Origin of the sequence: Streptomyces sp. NPDC002619 (assembly GCF_042889305.1) — a bacterium.
In the GTDB taxonomy this organism is placed as follows: Bacteria; Actinomycetota; Actinomycetes; order Streptomycetales; family Streptomycetaceae; genus Streptomyces.
The window spans coordinates 44,282-61,298 of sequence record NZ_JBIAQV010000015.1 but is presented as its reverse complement, the minus strand read 5'-3'; the positions used below and the strand labels follow the sequence as shown (position 1 = coordinate 61,298).

The following is a 17,017-nucleotide window of genomic DNA, read 5'->3' as shown; positions in this document are numbered from 1 at the left end:
GGGGTGGGGCCGCGGGACGTAAGGTTTTACCGTCGGCAGACCGCCCAGCCGACCGTCGGACCGACTGACCAACCGTCAGGCGAGGTCGGCCCGCAGCGCGTTGATGCGCGACGCGCTTGCCGCCGCGTGGCCGAGACCGCCCGCCACGGCCGCGCCGGCGGCCAGGGAAGCGCCGCGTCTGCTGAGGGGCCCTTTCGCAGTGCTCACTGCTCTCTCTCCTCACGAACTGCCGGTTGTCTGCCGGGAGTCGGAACCGGGACGTGCGCTGCGCGCGCGGGCGCGGCGTCCACGGTGAAGGAAAGTTCCCACATTCCACAAGGGTGCAGAAAGATATTTGCAGAGTTAGCCTCCTTCGGGCGGCGCTCCGACCGCTGTTCCTGAGGAGGCAGGCGTGTTCGACGAGGCTGGTGAGGATGAACTCTTGCTCGCGGCGATGGTGCAACTCGGTGCGAAGGGCGGCTCGATAGGGGGTGCCGCCGGAGGAACGATCACCGGATTCGGCGGATTGAGCAGAGCTGGTGGACGGGGCGGTGCGCGTGGAGCCGCGAGGGGCTTCAAGCGGACGAAGAAGGACGTCAGTACGACTCTTGTCTCCTTGCCCGGGACGGTGGAGGCAGCGTCCCAGCTGGTCCTCGAGGCTCTGACCGCGGCAGGGAATCTGCTAGGGACAGAGGTGCGCGACGGCGGGGGAGTCGCCCTGCGAGCGATCGTCGGTGTCGGGATCGGTGGCCTGAACCCCGCCGTGGTGACGGCTGTTGTGGCCGCAGGCCCCGAAGGCGTGGCGGTGGTGGAGCTCCGTGCCGCAGGTCGCGAAGGGCTCATCAAACAGCACCCTGCCGACAAGGCCCTTGCGAAGATCACTGCTGAGCTCAAAGTTACCCCGCGGTAACAGCCCCTGTATGCGCCGTGCGGTCATGCAGGGATGAAACTCGGCCACCAGGGCGGGACATTTGGGCTGAGCGCTACCGACGCGCAGGCCGCGATATGGCCGATCACCGGTCTGCACAGGTGGCGGAAGGATTTGGAGGAGGGTTGTTGCACGGCACGCTCCATCGTCGCACGGCGGCACTCCGGCGAGTGCGATGGACATGCGGTGAACGACTGCACTTACAACCGGCTCGGTCGCCTACAACGTTGTAAATGCGGCCCTCAGGCATGAGTGCACGCCACCTTGTCCCTGTCCGCACTCGAAACAGAAACCGTTGTCATGGCAGTTGATGCCGGGCCGGGTCCGCTCCGAAGGACACTCGATGGGCACGCCGCCGAAGCGAACGGTCACCGCACCAGATGCGCACGTTCCGTGGCTTGTCGCGCCACCGACGCGATGAGTCCCCGCAGCCGCTCGATGCACAACTGCATGTTCTTGTGCGCCGCGTCGGTGTCGGGATGCCGGCAGGCGAACTGCAGGCCCTCGTGCAGTCTGGTGACCCACGCACACACCTGATCGCCGTACGACACCCGGATCAGCCCGTACGCCTTCAGCTCCTGCCATCGCCGCGACATCGGAAGGCCACGTGCGTCGACGAAGGAGACGATGGAGTAGAGGTCCGGAGACGTGGGCCGGAAGTCCGAGCCCAGCAGCCGGAGTACGCGCGCGATGGGCATCCGTGACAGCGGCCGGTTCTCCCGCAGCGCGGCGCGGACCATTGCCAGCGCGCTGTCGAAGTCCGGCGCCTGCGCCACCGGGATCTCGATCGGCGCACCACCCACGTACCAGCCCACCGAGCCCGTCCACCGGGACCTGACCCGGGTGTGGAACGGCACGACGGTGCGGTACACCTCCTGCCCGCCGATGTCGCGGACGATGAGGCCCACGGCCGCGAGGATGCCGACCAGGCTTCCGCCGTAGGGGCGGCAGTACGCCTCGAAGGCTGCCGCGTCCTTGTCGTCCACGAGCATCTCGTGCATCAACTTCTGGGTGGGCAGCGGTCCTTCGGGGGCGAGACCGAGGTCGACGGGGAAGTTCGGCAGTTTCCCGTCGCACCGTGTGATGAACTCCCGCCAGCGGCCGACGATTTCATGCGTGCCGTCGATCCGGTCGGCGTCCGTGCGCTCAGTCGCGCAGAAGTCGACATAGCTGGCGACCGGTGCCGTCTCCACGGCACGCCCGTCCAGACCTGCCGCGTAGAGCTCGTGGATCTCGGCGGGGATGCGCTGGATCGAGTAGGAGTCGACGTTGCTGTGGTCGAACGCCATGTAGACGCTTGTGCCGTCGTCCCTGAAGACCGCGGAGAAGATGAAGTTCGGCCAGGTGAGGGCGTCCGCCGCGACATCGAAACGGTCCTGCAGATACCGGCTCAGTGTCTTCGCGTCGGCGAACTCGCCGATGTCCGCACGGTGCAGCTCGACGGCGTCGGCGTCCAGCGTGAAGCGGCGCATGTCGTCGCCGAGCCAGCGGAAACCGCTGCGCAGCGTCTCGTGCCGCAGCGTCCAGGTCCGTAGCGCGGCCTGGAGGACGTCGAGATCGACCTGCCCCGGAATGTCGAATGCGGTACCGAGCCAGGTCGGTACGAACAGGCCCCCCTCGCGCACCGACCGTGCCGTGCGGGCGTGGGACTCCTGCACGTACGCAGGTGGGCGGGAGTCGTCCGGCAGGCCCCTTGCGGTCTCGACTGTCGCTGGATGCACCGTCCACTCCACAACACGCCCCGGGCGGACTTCGCAACGCTGGATGTCGGTCATTCGCAAAGGAAACTCCGTTCGCCTCTGAACGTCGTGGGTGTGCTGGGGCGCGCTCTCCGTGGAGCATCGCTCACTGCCTGAAGAGATCAACGACTCGGACAGCCGGAAAGCAACGCGGCGGACGAGGACCTGTCCGGCGGATCATGCTGATTGACTGGCTCCTGGATCATTGTTCTGGTCGTGGGGCGGGGCGATCTGACGAGCGACGAGTGGACACGGCTGGCACCGCATCTGCCGAAGTCCGGCCGCCGGGGCGGGCGTTGGAGCGACCACCGCATGGTGATCAATGGGGTCCTGTTCCGGGTCCGCACCGGCGTCCCGTGGCGGGACTTACCGGAGCGGTTCGGCAGCTGGAAGACGGTCTATGAGCGCCATCGCCGCTGGTCAGCACATGGCACCTGGGATCGGATCCTCCAGGCGGTTCTGGCCGATGCCGACGCTCAGGGGCGGATCGCCTGCCCCCGCGCGGACTGTCCGCTGGGTGGGGCGAGGTGCGGACGGGCGTGACCATGATCGGTATCGAGCCCAGCCTCGTTCCCACTCCTTGAAGGGGTCTCGCTGCTGGGTGGCGGCAGTGAGCGGACCGGTGGTAGGGAGACGCGCGTCAGCCCGTCGGCCAGCGACGGAGTTTCTCGGGGTTGCGCACTGCCCAGATGCGCTTGATCCGGTCGCCCGCGACGTCGAACGCGAACACCGTCTCGGTGACGCCGTCTTGCTGAGCCACCAGACCGGGCTGACCGTTGACCGTACGCTCCAGGAGCGTCATGTTGCCGGGCCTCCGGCGGGCGATTTCGACCCAGGCATGCGCGATCTGCTCGCCGCCTTCGATGGGGTGCAGGAAGGTCGTGGCGCGGCCGCCGCCGTCGGCGATCGCCGTGGCGTCGGGGTCGAGCAGGCCGATGAGGGCGTCGATGTCCTTGGCTTCCCATGCCTGCTTGAAGTCCCTGACGATGCCGGCGCGCTGGGCTGCCGGAGTCGCGGAAGGCTGCGAGGCGCGGATGCGGCGGCGGGCCGAGGAGGCCAGCTGGCGGCATGCCGCCGGGGTACGGCCGACGATCTCGGCCACTTCGGCAAAGGAGTGGCAGAAGACATCGTGGAGGATGAACGCGACGCGTTCGGCCGGGGTCATCGATTCGAGCACGACCAGGAAGGCCAGGTTGACCGACTCATCCAAGGTGACCCGGTCGGCCGGGTCGACGGTGGTGCCGCCCGGCCGCCCGGTGCTCCACTCCGTACGTTCGGGTAGCGGCTCGGGGATCCATTCGCCCACGTAGGTCTCTCGCCGGGCCCGGGCGGAGCTGAGCAGGTTGAGGCAGATGCGGCTGGCGACCGTCGTCATCCAGGCGCCGGGGGATTCGATGGCGTCCTGCTGCTGCGGGGACATGGCGTACCAGCGGGCGTAGGTCTCTTGGACGGCATCCTCGGCCTCGGCCAGGGAGCCCAGGAGCCGGTAGGCGACATTGATCAGCTGACGCCGCTCGCTCATGATCGCGTCCAGGCCCGGATCGGGCCGGCCGTGTCCTGGCCCGGATCTGGTGGTCATGGTGCCGACGGCTCCCTTGGTCGCATCTGCCCTCCCCAGTTCGACAAGACAGCGCACCGGAATGTGAGGCCGGTGCGTCGCCTCACGTTCCGGGGGGCTGTGTTGTCGAACTGTGAGACGAACACATCATCCAGCGAACAGGAAGCTCAGAGACATCATGACTACCCCGATGCCGGCAACACCGTTCGCCGACCCGGCGCCCGCGCAGCGCCTGGAGCGGGCGGCCACTACGCTGACCGCACACGGTTTCACCGTGGAAATCCTCGACGACGCCGCCGCCGCGCGTACCCGCATCAAAGATCTGATACCGGAGGGCGCCAGCGTGTTCACCGGGGCCAGCGAGACCCTCCGCCTGTCTGGCATCGATGAGGACATCAACGCCAGCGGACGGTACCAGGCCATCAAGCCACGCGTCCTGGCCATGGACCGCGTCACCGGCGCCGACGACATCCGACGGCTGCTCGCCAGCCCCGACGTCATCGTGGGCAGCGTCGCCGCACTCACCGAAACAGGCTCCCTCGTGGTCGCCTCGGGCAGCGGAAGCCAGTTGCCCGGCTACGCCGGCGGCGCCGCCCGCGCGATCTGGATCGTCGGGGCGCAGAAGGTGGTACCCGACCTGGGCACCGCGCTGCGGCGCGTCGAAGACCACTGCCTCCCGCTGGAAAGCGCCCGCACCCAGGAAGCCCACGGGTGGCCCAGCGCCATCAACCGCCTTCTCATCCTCAACGCCGAACACCACCCTGGACGAGGCACCGTCCTGCTGCTCCGCGAATCCATCGGATTCTGAACCGCCAGGAGTCGTCTGGCCAAAGCTGACCCAGAGCGGCAGCAGGGTGAGCCACCACGGTCACTACTTCTGGGTAGGCCGGGGTGGTGCCCCGCCGGGTGTCCAGCCATACGGACCGCGTAACTTCGCTCAGGCACCGACGGAGGCACCGCCGCCACGGCTGTCCTGCCCTGAATCCGGCTGAAATTGCAGCCGAGTCGGCGCACGACGCCGCGCCAACAGACTCGTCGACCGACCACCCGCCTGACCGAATACTCTTGTTCGCCAGCTGCGCTGCACACGAGTTCGTCGAGCCACATCCTGATCGCGCGTGCGGACCTGCGCGATGACCTGAACTCCGTCGCACGACTTGCATGTCGTGGCCACCTGGCATCCCTCCAAGGACTTGATCCGTCACACGGGAGGAACGGAGCCCCGGCGTACCCGGATCAGCGGTACGCAGGCGGTCAGGATGGCGCACACGACCAGGAGACCCGGGAGCGCTCCCGCCCATGGCGGAGCGGCCCGCAGCAGTGCCATGCCGGCGCCCGCGCCCGCGATCAGGCCGACCAGTCGAACAGGCACCCATCGGTCCGGATGACCGGTGCCGACACCCTTAACGATGTACGTGGCCAGCGTGCCGGTCAGATACGTGGTCGGCGCCGCTGCATGTTGCGCCGCCACCATGGCGGCGGACTGCGCACCCATCGCAGCTGCGGCACCGAACTGCAGAGCGTCCCGGACCGTTCCACTGGGCGTTCCGCCCGCGGCTGCCCAGACACCTGCGCCCGCTACGAGCACAATCGCCTCTCCAGCCAGGGAGAACATCACCCGCGCGGGCCAGTGCGTGACCACGCCCGTACCTCCCCGAGTGCCCCGGGCGACCACCGCGGCCCCCACACCGAATCCCGCCAGTGCCAGCAATGCCGCGGTAACGTCCGTTGCCTGCGCCCGCCCGATCGCCATCCCGAGCAGCGCCAGGTTGCTGGTCATGACCCCGGCGAACACATGGTCCAGCGCCGTGAACGAGATGGTCTCCACAGAGCCGGATGCCGCCACCAGCAACACCACAGCGATACGCACAGCTCGTCCCGGTCCGGTAACCGGTCGCGACTGAGACTCCACGGCTCCTCCTCAAGTTGCGCCGGGTGGACGGTGCTTGGAGCAGATCTCCACGTACGCGCGCGTGCCCGTGGTGGAGGATGCGGGTCTGGCCGTCCTCGGACCGCGCCCGGCCGTGCCGGCGCGCGAGAAAGTGCACGCCCATCTGCTGAAGTCATGGGCCGCCGCTCCGGCCGTCTGCGGCAGTGCGCGACACTCTTCGGTGCTCGCAAGGGAGTGTCGAGCGCGACCCGTGGATGCCGCGACCTGTGCATGCACGGTGCGGACGTCTGGACGTGGCGATGGCGACGGAATCCTCTCAACACGGCAGCAACGTCAGCGAGGCCGGCGCGCCGCTCAGGTCTCGATCACGGCATCGCAGTCGGGACAGATCACGGATGCGTACTCCAGTGGGTACCACGGCGCCGTGGGGGCTTCCGAGGGCCTCCAGTCGGCCGTCTCCATGGCGAAGGTGTCCTTGCCGCACAGGGTCCGAGGTCCGGTTGCCGCGGCCGTTCCTGGCGCGCCGGGTGCCGCATGCACCCGGCGGACCGGCCGTTTTTCACCCCGCGGTGTTCCCGGGGAGACGCGCGTCGTGACTGGCTTGTCGAGTTCGTACACGACGACGATCTCGCTCATGCCTCCACAGTAAGTCGCCGAGCGACCGACCCGCCCTTCAGCGGCCTCGGTAGCCGACGGATGACCCCGCAGAAGGAATCGGCGAAACCGCCGCCTATGGCGCGAGTGTGCCGGCGAGTGGCTTTTTACCATCGACCACAGAAGGCAAGGCATGCCCGCCATGACCCTTGCAACCGCTCACCTGGCCGCCCGGGAAACTCCCTTTTCTGACCGGTTCAACGTGCCGAAAGGTAAAGGCCTTGAAGGTTTCGCATCCCACGGACGGGTCACTGAAAGGGAAACGAAAAAAGTGGGGTGGGGTGCCGCCAAGAGTGTACGGGGCCGCTCCGTCGACTCCGTGCCCGAGATGAACGAGGTCGCCGCAGGGTCGAGTACATGACGGTTCCGCGCCCGTTCCGGCGCATCGAGATACACCGCACTGACGCTCTCTGAACTCGTTGCAACCCCGGCTTCGCTTATCCGCCGCCTGGCGGGAGTTTCCGTTGCGCGTGGGCACCGGCTCCAGCAACCTGATTCCACCACGACAAACGAATCGTCCGTCGCCGTCCGAGCCGGAAAGAGAATTCATGGTGTTGTCTGCCCTGGTGGGAACAGCCGATCCGCCACAACTCCTGCCCGCGCGCGAGCAGATGGCGTTCACCTTGGGCTTCCACATCATTCTGGTCCCCTTCGGCGTCGCGTTCACCTTCATGATGCTGATCTGCCATTACCGGGCCCTGCGCCGCGGCGACGAGCAGGCGCTGCTCCTGGCCCAGCGATGGTCCAAGGTGGCCGCCGTGCTGTTCGCCGTGGGAGCCGTGTCGGGTACCGTACTGACTTTCGAGCTGGGGCTGCTCTGGCCGGGGCTCATGGGCAAGTACGGGCCGGCGTTCGGGTTTCCGTTCGCCATCGAAGGACTCTTCTTCTTCGTCGAAGCCATCTTCATGGCCATCTACATCTACGGCTGGAAGAGGCTCCCGCCCTGGCCGCACTTCTTCACCGGCACCGTGGTCACGCTGGCGAGCGTCGGCGGAACGATCTCCGTCATCGCTGCGAACAGCTGGATGAACCAGCCCGCCGGCATCGTCATGAAGAACGGGCGTGTGGTGGACGTGATCCCGTCCAAGGTCTTCTTCAACGGCGCCTTCTGGTGGGAGATGGTGCACATGCTCCTCGCGGCGTACATCGTCGCGGGGTTCATGGTCGCGGGGGTGTACGCGTGGGGCCTGCTCAAGGGACGCCGGGACCACTACCACCGGCTCGGGTTCCAAGTGCCGTTCACGGTCGCGGCGATCGCCATGCCCCTGCAGTTCCTCGTCGGGGACACGATCGCCCGCCAGGTCTTCGACAGGGAACCGGCGAAGTTCGCCGCCATCGAGATGGTACCGACCACTGGCAGCCACATCCCGGAGACCCTCGGCGGCATCTTCGTCAACGGCGAGGTGCGCTACGGCATCCGGCTTCCCGACGTGGCCTCGATCCTCGCCGGTTTCCGCCCCTCCACGACGATCAAGGGCTTCGACGCGATCCCCGTGGCCGTACGCCCCGACGACGCTGTGGTCAGCGTCGTGCACCTCGGCTTCGACGTCATGGTCGGAACCGCCACGCTGCTGCTCCTGCTGTCCCTGTGGTACGGCTGGCTGTGGTGGCGGCGGCGCGAGGTACCGGTGAACCGCTGGTTCCTGCGCATTTCGTCCGTCGCCGGGCCGGTCGCGCTGCTGTCCTTGTGGAGCGGCTGGGTGGTGACCGAGGTCGGCCGCCAGCCCTGGACCGTCGTAGGGCTCCTGCTGACGAAGGACGCCGTCGCCACACAGGGCAATCTGTGGCCGCTGTTCGCCGCGGTCCTCGCCATCTATGTCTGCATCGCCGCCGGCGCCTTGTTCGTTTTGCGAACCATGCACCGCCGGTGGTCCCAAGAGGGCACCGACGCCGTCGCGGTCCCGTACGGCCCCCGGCCGACACCGGCGGTGGACGTGCGCGCGGTCGGAGCTGATGACACATGAGCACGCTGATCGCCGCGGTCCTGTTCATCGGGATCATCGCCTACGCCCTCTTCGGCGGGGCGGACTACGGGGCCGGTTTCTGGGATCTCACCGCCGGGGGGCGTGCGCGGGGGCGCCGTACCCGCGAGCTGATCAACCTTTCCCTCAGCCCGGTGTGGGAGGCCAACCACACGTGGCTGATCTTCTGTCTGGTCACGATCTGGACGGGCTTTCCACAGGCCTTCACCGCCATCACCACAACGCTGTACATCCCACTGGGCTTGGCGGCGCTGGGTATCGTCGCCCGGGGAGCGGGTTTCGCCTTCCGCCATGCGCTGACCGAAAGCCAGGCAGAGCGGATCAGCGGAGTCGCCTTCGCCTGTTCGTCGGTGCTGACCCCGTTCTTCTTCGGCACCGTGGCGGGCGGGATCGCCTCCGGCCGCATCCCATCGGCGGGGCACGGTGACGCGCTGTCCAGCTGGCTCAACCCGACGTCCGTGCTCGGCGGCGTACTCGCGGTCACGGTCTGCGCCTATCTCGCAGCCGTGTTCCTCACCGGGCAGGCCCAGCGCCGAGGGGACACCTCACTGGAACATGCCTTCCGCTACCGGGCCTTCGGCGCGGGCATCGTTGCGGGCGTGGTGGCGGTGGCGGGTGTGTTTCTACTGCACGCGGACTCTCCGCGCCTGTTTCACCAGCTGAGCAGGGTGGGCGCGCCACTCCTGGCTGCCTCAGGCCTGTGCGGCTTGGCCGCGCTGCTCCTGCTGCGCAAGGGCCGCCCGCCTGTCGTACGCACCCTGGCGGCCATCGCGATCGCCACCGTCGTCGCGGGGTGGGGAGTTGCCCAGTACCCCTACCTCCTGGGCACCCACCTGACCATCCACCAGGCGGCAGCACCGTCTGCCACCTTGTGGGTGCTGTTCGCAGTGTCCTGCGTTGCGGCCGTACTGATCGCGCCCTCGCTCTTCCTGCTCTACAGCCTGCAACTACGACGCAAACTAGGCTGACGAGTGTCAGGGCGAGTAGGGCAGCAGCGAAGCTCCTCGAGCTCAGCGGCAGTCGAGCAGGCCCGCCGCCTTCTTGGCGGCGAGTATCCGATGCACGCTGTCGTTGACCTTGGCGCGGAAGGAGGCATCCTGCCGCATGCGGGTCTGGATCGCCTGCGTCATCGCCGGTACGGTGCTCGGCCGTACCGTGAGGATCATGTTTCCGCCCGCCGCGACGAAGTTCACCGCCCGCTGCGCGGGGGTGAAGGACCGTACGGCGACCGCGTTGCCGAGGTCGTCCGAGATGACCACACCCTTGAAACCCATCTGCTTGCGCAGCAGTTGACTGATGACGGTCGGAGAGAAGGCCGCCACGTGCTTGGGGTCGATCTTGCTGTAGGTGGCCAGTGAGACCATCACGAACGGCGAGCCGGCCTTGATCCCGGCCCGGAAGGGCTCGAGGTAGGGGCTGTTGGCGGTCGTCACCGAGTCCACGACATTGGCGGTGGTGTCGGTGTTGCCGATCACCTGGCCCAGTCCTGGAAAGTGCTTGAGCGTGGTCATCACGCCGGACTGCGCGAAGCCCGCGGCGAAGGCGCCGCTGTGGGAGGTCACGACGGCAGGGGTGTGTCCGAACTCCCGGCCGAAGGAGCCGATGGGTATGTTGCGGGTGCCCAGGCTTGCCGGGACCACGTCGGCGACCGGGGCCAGGTTGAGGTTGAGCCCCGCGGTCTTCAGCTGCTTGGCCCATACGGCGGCTTGATTACGCAGCGTCGTGGTCGACCAGCTGCCCTGCGTCAGGCCGTTGGGGATGGTGGAGAAGCCAGGGCCGCTCAGCACCTGCACCCGGCCGCCCTCCTGGTCAGTGGAGACCATCAGCCCGACCTTCCGGCCGCCGACCTGGTCCGCCTGGCCCCGGAAGCCGTCGACCACTCTTCTGGTCGCCGCCGTACCGGCGGAGCTGCGCCCGGTCAGCATGATGGACCCTACGTGGTTGTCACGCAGAGTGCGCAGGTCGGCCTGGTTCGGACTGGCGGCGGAAACTCCGCCCATGAAGAGCTGCCCGACCCGTTGAGCCGTGGTCATGCCGGAGAAGTATCGATCGGTGCAGGTGGCGGTGGGTGTCGGCGAGGGGGTGCTCGTGATGGCCGAGCCCGCCTGAGTGGTGGCCGTCGGGGATGCGTCGGCGATGGTTCGGCTGGGCAGGGGACTGGCCGTGCCGAGCTCCTGCGTGTTGTAGCTGCCGACGGGAGACCGGGAGGGGGCAGCCGCGCCTCCGACTGCGGTCGATGCGCCGCAGCCGGAGGCGGCCAGCGCCATGGCGGCCAGCGGGGCGGCGGCGCGAAGGACGGTTGAACGGGGGCTCATGGGCCACCGGCGACGTATGGGCATGGCTTTTTCTCCCAGCCTTGACTCCCCCTGAACACGCGCCGCGCGGGCGCCTCCGACATTGCGGACTTTGCTCGCATCCCCCATCACACCGTACGTGATTGGTCATTTGTTCGCGTCTTCGGCCGCGGCGCGGGCTGTGCCGAAGGCCGAGCGTGGCGAGGGTGTCAGATTCTCCAGTAGCGCAGTGCGTCCGCGACGGCATAGATCGTCAGGCGGGTCTCACGGATCTTTCCGACCAGGTCGGACAGGCTGCCGTAGGGGGGATCGATCCCTTCCCCGCACTGGTCCATGTACTGGGCCGCGACGTACGCCGCGAAGAGGCTGTTGCGGTGTGGCAGCGGCTCGAGGCGCACGATGGTGTGCAGGAGCGCGGCCGCGCGCCACGCAACATCGGGATTGGACGTCTCGAGGGTCGGCATCCGTGTCTTGTGCCGGGCGACGGCCGCGACGAGTGCCGAGTAGTCGGTGACCGACACGTCGTCGGTTCCGAGGGCGGCTTCCTGGACGTCCAGGAGCCAGGAGACGTCGACGTACAGAATCTGACTCATGAGGCGGCAGAAGCTCCCCGGCCGCGCTGGGACGGCGGTACCTCGTCGGGGAACGCCTCGTCGAACTCCTTGCGCAGCCTGTCCGCCCACGCGGTGGCGCCGGCGACGAAGCGCTTGCGGTGCATCTCGCGGACACCGAGATCGTGCATGTACTGCTTCAGGCTCTTGCCCTCGGCTGCGGCCGCCGCACGCACGCCTTCCATTTCCTCGTCGGTGAAGGTCACATTCAGTGATGGCATAACGTGCATGGTACCTACCCGGTACCTGATTGCGCCGGTGGATCGGCAGGGGCCGGAACCGCCGCGGTGAGCGCTTCCAGGGCGCCGGCCTGGGTGCTCCAGTCCGTCTGGTTGGGGGCGGTGCCGCCCCAGCGCGGCGAAGTGACGTACGAAGATGTCCTTGAACTGTTTCTGGTTGTCGTCGCACGACGCGGTGCCGGTGTCGTAGAACGGCGCCGCCTGCCGACCGTTGACCCGGCCCGTGGTCTCCCAGCCGCAGGCGCCGAAGACGCGCTGGACGCGGCGGCCGCTCCAGCCCACGACCCCGCCTTGGCCGGGGCCGTGGACGGCAAACAGATCGTCAGGACTCAGGCGAGAGCGTCGAACCCCGCGTAGGCACGGCGGTAGTACACGAGCGGCGATCCCGAGGAATCGGAATCTCCGGCGACGATCAGCCCGATGATGATCTCGTGGTCGCCGGCGGGGACGACCTGGTACAACTCGCAGACCGCGTGCGCGGTCGTGCCCGTGGCCAGGACCGGCAGCCCGCCCGGCCCCGGCCGCCAGTCGACGCCGGTGAACTTGTCACCGCCGGAGGCCGCGAACCGGTTCGAGAGCGCGTCCGCGCCGGACGCCAGCACATTGACGCAGAAGCTCCGCCGCTGCCTGATCTCCCTCAGCGTCTGCGAGTCCTTGCCGATGCAGGTGAGCACGAGCGGCGGCTCGCACGACAGGCTGCACACGGCACCCGACGTCATGCCGACCGGTGCGCCGTCCGCCGTCAGTGTGGTGACGACGGTGACGCCTGTCGGCAGTGCGGCGGCCAGCGAGCGGAAATGGTCGGATTCAACTCCGTAGCCCGCCAGATTGACCATGGGTGACATCGACATGCAGTCGGTGAACGCCGTGCTCATTCGGACTCCTCGAATGTCATGGCAGGGATGTATCGCCAATTCAGCGAAGCAGGGAACACCGGCCCGGCACAATCGTCTGTGCAGAATCTGACACGGTTACGGTTCGAAGTCGTCGTCCGCGAACCGCACCGACGCCATCACCAGGTACTCCGCCACATGCGGCGGGAGCTTACCGTCCGACCGCCTCACCTGCCGGTGGTGCGCCCGCACCGCCACGTCGGCCACCTCGCGCGGCACCGAACCGGCCGGCAGCCCGATCGAGATCCACTTCGGCAACGACCCGACTCCGCACCACAGCTGATTCATGGTCAGCTAACGAGAGCCGCCCCGGCCGAAGGCAGAGGCCCTTTAAACAATTCTCGCTACGCGACATCGGGTCAAGACGTATGTCGACCGCCGTGAAGTGCAGGATTCCACACGGAGATTCATTGACCCGTTCGGTCGTCGTCGGCTTCTATTTCGGCGTCATTACAGGCTCATCCCCGTGCGGTGACGAGCAGTCACTCCGCCGGGAACTCACCAGCGCAGCTGTCAGTGCGGACCGTTGCGATCGGGGGCTGTCGAGGCCGCAGCCGTCACTACAGCGACAGTGAAGGGAAGGTGCATCGTCGATGACAAGCCGAGCACATACTCGTCGGCCGAGCCGACGTGCTCGATGTGTGTACGTCATGGTGGCTGCCGTCTCGGCGTCGGCCCTGGCGTCCTGCTCCGGTTCTCCGGGGGAGACGTCGGCCGCGTCCGGCGGCAAGACCCAGGCCGCGGCCGACGGGAGTGCGTCGACGATCACGATCGACGCGCCGCCGAACGCCTCCAGCGCCGCCGCGGCGTACGGCGCGTCGTCCGGGACGTTCGAGCAGGCGGGCATCAAGGTCGCCATGCACACCCACCAGGGCGCCCAGTCCACGATCGTCGGTCTGATGTCCGGCGCGTACCCGGTCGTGTGGGCGACCGTGCCCGACATTCTCGCCGCCCAGGCGAAGGGCCTGCCGATCTCGATCGTCGCCCTCGGTGACCAGGGGGCGCCCGGCCAGATCCGGGTGCTCAGCCTGTCCGACTCGGGGATCACCAGGCCGGCCGACCTGGTCGGCAAGAAGGTCGCCATCCCGTCGCCGACCTCCGCCTGCGCCCTCGCCATCCCGAACCTGCTCAAGGCCGCCGGCGTCGACGCAAAGCAGGTCCAGCTCGTGACGGTGCCCCAGGTCGACCACGAGAGCACCCTGCAGAACAAGGTCACCGACGCGGTGTGCACGCCCGAGCCGTTCCAGAGCGAGATCAAGCAGCGGCTCAAGACCAACGTGGTGCTGGACATCTTCACCGGCGGCAACACGGACATGCTGATCGGGGCGTACGTCGCCACCACCACGTACACGCAGAAGAACCCGAAGGCGGTCACCGCCTTCCGCGAAGGTCTCACCGCCGCCAACCAGAAGGCGGACGCGGACCAGGGCGTCGTCCGGGCGCTGATCCCCCGATACAGCGGCGTCACCGATGAACTGGCGAAGGGCATCACGCTGCCGACGTACATCCATAACGTGACGGACACGGCCGCGCTGCAGTCCCTGGCCGACATCATGGTGGACAACGGCCTACTCACCGCCAAGATCGACGCCGGTAAGTCGTTCGCCGCGCCGGCCCCGTCCGGGAGCTGACCGGGTCATGTTCACCAGGAAACCGACCAGCCCATGGATGGTGGGCCCGCGGGCCCGTACGGAGGCCGGCGCGGGCGGTACCGGCACGGTTCGGAGCACGGCAACGACGACGGCGCCGCGGCGCCCCGGACGGCCCGTTCGATTCGCACGGGCGGCGGCGCGCAGTGCCTTCGTCCGCGGGCTGGTCGGCCTTCTCACGATCTGCCTGACCGACCAGCTGGTGAGCTGGAGCGGCCTCGTCGAACCGCGCTATCTGCCACCGGCCACCACGATCGTGGCCCGGCTCGGCGCGCTGCTCACCGCGTCGCGCTTCCTGGCCGACATCGGACACACACTCGCCTCGGCCGGGCTTGCGATGCTGGTTGCCACGCCGATCGCGGTGATCTGCGGGTTGCCGCTGGGGCTGTCCCCCACGGCCCTGCGGGCCACCCGGGTGGTGATCGACGTGCTGCGACCACTGCCGGCCGTGGCGATCATCCCGCTTCTCACGCTCACGGTCGGGCTGGGGCGGACGAGTGTGGTCCTCGCGGTCGCCATCGCCGTCTTCTGGCCGATCCTGCTCAACACGGTGCACGGCGTGCAGGACGCGGACGGGGTCGCTCTGCAGACGGCAGGCCTGTTCGGGGCGAAGTGGCCGCGCCGGGTCCTCACCGTCGTCATCCCGTCGGCGGCGCCCGCCATCGGTGCCGGCGTGCGCATCGCGGTCAGCCTGGCCCTGGTGGTCACCGTCGCCGCCGAACTGATCATCGGTACGACCCAGGGGATCGGCGCGTACATCCTCGACTCCAGCCGAGGCGGCTTCCACGCGGATCTCGTGTACGCCTCGGTGGCGGTCGCCGGACTGCTCGGCCTGGCGGTGAACTCCGCGGCCACCGCGATCGAGCGGCGCGCGTTCCCGTGGCACGGACGAGAGGGAATGTCATGACCCTGATGGCAGCGGGCCTGATCCGTAGGCCGGGACGCCAGGTCCGTCTGCTGGCCAGACTGGGCAAGGGCGCCGTGGTGCGGTTCGGGGTGCTCGTCCTGCTGCTGCTCGCCTGGCAGTGGGCGACGGGCCACGCGGGCAACCTGTTCTTCCCGCCGCCGACCGCGATCCTCGACCGGATCCTCGTCGACTGGTTCTCCGGCCCGGCCACGCACCTGTTCGTGACCCCGGCCTTCATGGCCGACGTCGCGCCGAGCATGGGCCGGATGCTGGCGGGATGGCTGCTCGGGTCGCTGATCGGCGTAGTGGTCGGGGTCCTCGCGGGCGCCGTACGGACCGTACGGCAGATCCTCGACCCGCCCGCGCAGTTCCTGCGGGCGCTGCCCACCCCGGCGGTCGTACCGGTCTTCCTGCTGCTGTTCGGGGCGTCCACGGGCATGCGGGTGGCGCTGATCGCGTTCGGCTGCGTCTGGCCGGTCCTGCTCAACACGATGACCGCGGCGGCCTCCGTCGATCCCCGGCTACGGCTCACCGCGCGGGCCCTGCACCTGAGTCGGTGGCGCCGGCTGGTGCAGGTGGTGCTGCCGTCGAGCGCGCCGGCCGTCGCGGCCGGGATGCGGATCGGGCTCGCCCTCGCGCTGATCCTCATGGTGCTCTCGGAGTGGGTGGTGGCCACCAGTGGCCTCGGCTTCAGCCTCATCAACTCCCAGCAGCACTTCGACATGACGGGGATGTGGGCCGCCATGGTGCTGCTCGCCATCGCCGGCTACCTGATCAACACCGTCTTCCTCACCGTCGAGAGCCGACTGCTGCGCTGGCACAAGGGGGTTCGAGGCAAGTGACCGACACACAAACGACCCGGACGGCGATGATCGACGTACGCGGGCTGTCGCACACGTACTTCGCCAAGGACGTGACGCACCACGCGATCAACGACGTGTCCTTCACGGTCTCCCCCGGGGAGCTCGTGTCGATCGTCGGGCCCTCCGGCACCGGCAAGTCGACCCTGCTGCTCTGTGTCGCCGGCCTGCTCAAGCCCACCTCGGGCGAGATGAGCGTGCTGGGAGAGCCCGTACGCGGAGTCCCCGGTGATCTGGCGATCGTGTTCCAGGACTACAGCCGCTCGCTGTTCCCGTGGCTGCGGGTGGGCGCCAACATCGAGTTTCCGCTGAAGGCGACCCACGTACCGCGCGCCGAGCGCAGGGCGCGGGTCCAGGAGTCCCTGGAGGCGGTGGGCCTGGCCGACGCCTGGAATCGCTACCCATGGCAGCTGTCCGGCGGCATGCAGCAGCGGGTCGCCATCGCCCGCGCCCTGGCGTGCCGCCCCAAGATCCTGCTCATGGACGAGCCGTTCGCCAGCGTCGACGCACAGACCCGGGTCGACCTGGAGGACCTCACCCTGGCGGTGCGCGACCTGTTCGGCGTCACGGTTCTGTTCGTCACCCACGACATCGACGAGAGCGTCTACATCTCCGACCGGGTGATCGCGCTGACCAGCCCGCCCGCGACCGTCGCGGCCGACATCCCGGTGGCGCTGCCGACGCCTCGCGACCAGATCGCCACCAGGGCCACGGCCGACTTCGTCAAGCTCCGCACGGAGGTGGCGAACCATCTGCGCCGCCCGGATTCCCAAGACCCACTGCAACAGGGCCCCGCACCGTCCGATCCCGCATCCATCGGATCCAAGGAGTAG

At 68.3% G+C, this 17,017-nt stretch carries 18 protein-coding genes and 1 pseudogene; 9 read left to right on the top strand and 10 right to left on the bottom strand.

The window, feature by feature from the left end; all coding sequences use genetic code 11:
* Positions 1-75 precede the first annotated feature (75 nt).
* A complete protein-coding gene (locus ACFYXB_RS23495) occupies positions 76-207 on the bottom strand; it encodes a hypothetical protein (protein ID WP_351368323.1) in 132 nt (43 codons plus the stop codon).
* Between the two features lie 184 nt (positions 208-391).
* On the opposite strand from ACFYXB_RS23495, the gene ACFYXB_RS23490 reads away from it, so the two are divergent.
* Complete coding sequence (locus tag ACFYXB_RS23490; protein WP_389585462.1) at positions 392-889, top strand: hypothetical protein; 498 nt, start codon at positions 392-394, stop codon at positions 887-889.
* Between the two features lie 386 nt (positions 890-1,275).
* Here ACFYXB_RS23490 and ACFYXB_RS23485 read toward each other — a convergent pair whose 3' ends face one another.
* The gene (locus ACFYXB_RS23485) at positions 1,276-2,682 is read right to left on the bottom strand and encodes a condensation domain-containing protein (RefSeq protein WP_389585460.1); all 1,407 of its coding nucleotides are present in this window, start codon (positions 2,680-2,682) and stop codon (positions 1,276-1,278) included.
* A 180-nt stretch (positions 2,683-2,862) separates the two neighbouring features.
* Here ACFYXB_RS23485 and ACFYXB_RS23480 point away from each other — a divergent pair.
* Positions 2,863-3,135 (top strand): annotated as a pseudogene (locus ACFYXB_RS23480) (IS5 family transposase); the annotation flags it as partial.
* Positions 3,136-3,286: 151 nt separating this feature from the next.
* Here the strand turns inward: ACFYXB_RS23480 and sigJ are convergent.
* Positions 3,287-4,225 carry an RNA polymerase sigma factor SigJ gene (gene sigJ, locus ACFYXB_RS23475; RefSeq protein ID WP_389585457.1) on the bottom strand — a complete coding sequence of 313 codons (939 nt, stop codon included), beginning with the start codon at positions 4,223-4,225 and terminating at the stop codon, positions 3,287-3,289.
* A gap of 157 nt (positions 4,226-4,382) precedes the next feature.
* Here sigJ and ACFYXB_RS23470 point away from each other — a divergent pair, with 157 nt between their 5' ends.
* Complete coding sequence (locus ACFYXB_RS23470) at positions 4,383-5,012, top strand: LUD domain-containing protein (protein ID WP_389585454.1); 630 nt, start codon at positions 4,383-4,385, stop codon at positions 5,010-5,012.
* Between the two features lie 393 nt (positions 5,013-5,405).
* On the opposite strand, the gene ACFYXB_RS23465 is transcribed toward ACFYXB_RS23470, so the two are convergent.
* Positions 5,406-6,074 (bottom strand): DUF1275 family protein, encoded by a 669-nt coding sequence (locus ACFYXB_RS23465; protein WP_389585452.1) that lies wholly within the window; start codon positions 6,072-6,074, stop codon positions 5,406-5,408.
* Between the two features lie 375 nt (positions 6,075-6,449).
* On the bottom strand, positions 6,450-6,731 hold the full coding sequence (locus tag ACFYXB_RS23460) for a hypothetical protein (RefSeq protein WP_389585449.1): 282 nt from the start codon (positions 6,729-6,731) through the stop codon (positions 6,450-6,452).
* A 566-nt stretch (positions 6,732-7,297) separates the two neighbouring features.
* On the opposite strand from ACFYXB_RS23460, the gene ACFYXB_RS23455 reads away from it, so the two are divergent.
* Complete coding sequence (locus tag ACFYXB_RS23455) at positions 7,298-8,713, top strand: cytochrome ubiquinol oxidase subunit I (protein ID WP_389585447.1); 1,416 nt, start codon at positions 7,298-7,300, stop codon at positions 8,711-8,713.
* Positions 8,710-9,699 (top strand): cytochrome d ubiquinol oxidase subunit II, encoded by a 990-nt coding sequence (locus tag ACFYXB_RS23450; protein WP_389585444.1) that lies wholly within the window; start codon positions 8,710-8,712, stop codon positions 9,697-9,699. The genes ACFYXB_RS23455 and ACFYXB_RS23450 overlap by 4 nt, the downstream gene beginning before the upstream one ends.
* A gap of 42 nt (positions 9,700-9,741) precedes the next feature.
* Here ACFYXB_RS23450 and ACFYXB_RS23445 read toward each other — a convergent pair whose 3' ends face one another.
* The 5 genes from ACFYXB_RS23445 to ACFYXB_RS23425 form a co-directional block, all read right to left on the bottom strand.
* A complete protein-coding gene (locus ACFYXB_RS23445) occupies positions 9,742-11,046 on the bottom strand; it encodes a glycoside hydrolase family 3 N-terminal domain-containing protein (RefSeq protein WP_389585442.1) in 1,305 nt (434 codons plus the stop codon).
* Positions 11,047-11,234: 188 nt separating this feature from the next.
* Entirely contained in the window at positions 11,235-11,618 is a 384-nt protein-coding gene (locus ACFYXB_RS23440) for a toxin Doc (protein WP_389585440.1), read from the bottom strand.
* Positions 11,615-11,857, bottom strand: coding sequence for a hypothetical protein (locus ACFYXB_RS23435; protein WP_389585708.1), 243 nt, complete (start codon positions 11,855-11,857; stop codon positions 11,615-11,617). The genes ACFYXB_RS23440 and ACFYXB_RS23435 overlap by 4 nt, the downstream gene beginning before the upstream one ends.
* Before the next feature lie 347 nt (positions 11,858-12,204).
* Complete coding sequence (locus ACFYXB_RS23430) at positions 12,205-12,750, bottom strand: flavin reductase family protein (RefSeq protein WP_351364887.1); 546 nt, start codon at positions 12,748-12,750, stop codon at positions 12,205-12,207.
* A 96-nt stretch (positions 12,751-12,846) separates the two neighbouring features.
* Positions 12,847-13,026 carry a hypothetical protein gene (locus ACFYXB_RS23425; protein ID WP_389585437.1) on the bottom strand — a complete coding sequence of 60 codons (180 nt, stop codon included), beginning with the start codon at positions 13,024-13,026 and terminating at the stop codon, positions 12,847-12,849.
* Positions 13,027-13,418: 392 nt separating this feature from the next.
* On the opposite strand from ACFYXB_RS23425, the gene ACFYXB_RS23420 reads away from it, so the two are divergent.
* The 4 genes from ACFYXB_RS23420 to ACFYXB_RS23405 are packed head-to-tail and all read left to right on the top strand — an operon-like array spanning position 13,419 to position 17,017.
* Positions 13,419-14,399, top strand: coding sequence for an ABC transporter substrate-binding protein (locus tag ACFYXB_RS23420; protein WP_389585435.1), 981 nt, complete (start codon positions 13,419-13,421; stop codon positions 14,397-14,399).
* Positions 14,400-14,406: 7 nt separating this feature from the next.
* A complete protein-coding gene (locus ACFYXB_RS23415; RefSeq protein WP_389585433.1) occupies positions 14,407-15,324 on the top strand; it encodes an ABC transporter permease in 918 nt (305 codons plus the stop codon).
* Positions 15,321-16,166, top strand: a complete 846-nt coding sequence (locus tag ACFYXB_RS23410; RefSeq protein WP_389585431.1) for an ABC transporter permease — start codon at positions 15,321-15,323, stop codon at positions 16,164-16,166. The genes ACFYXB_RS23415 and ACFYXB_RS23410 overlap by 4 nt, the downstream gene beginning before the upstream one ends.
* The gene (locus ACFYXB_RS23405) at positions 16,163-17,017 is read left to right on the top strand and encodes an ABC transporter ATP-binding protein (RefSeq protein WP_389585430.1); all 855 of its coding nucleotides are present in this window, start codon (positions 16,163-16,165) and stop codon (positions 17,015-17,017) included. The genes ACFYXB_RS23410 and ACFYXB_RS23405 overlap by 4 nt, the downstream gene beginning before the upstream one ends.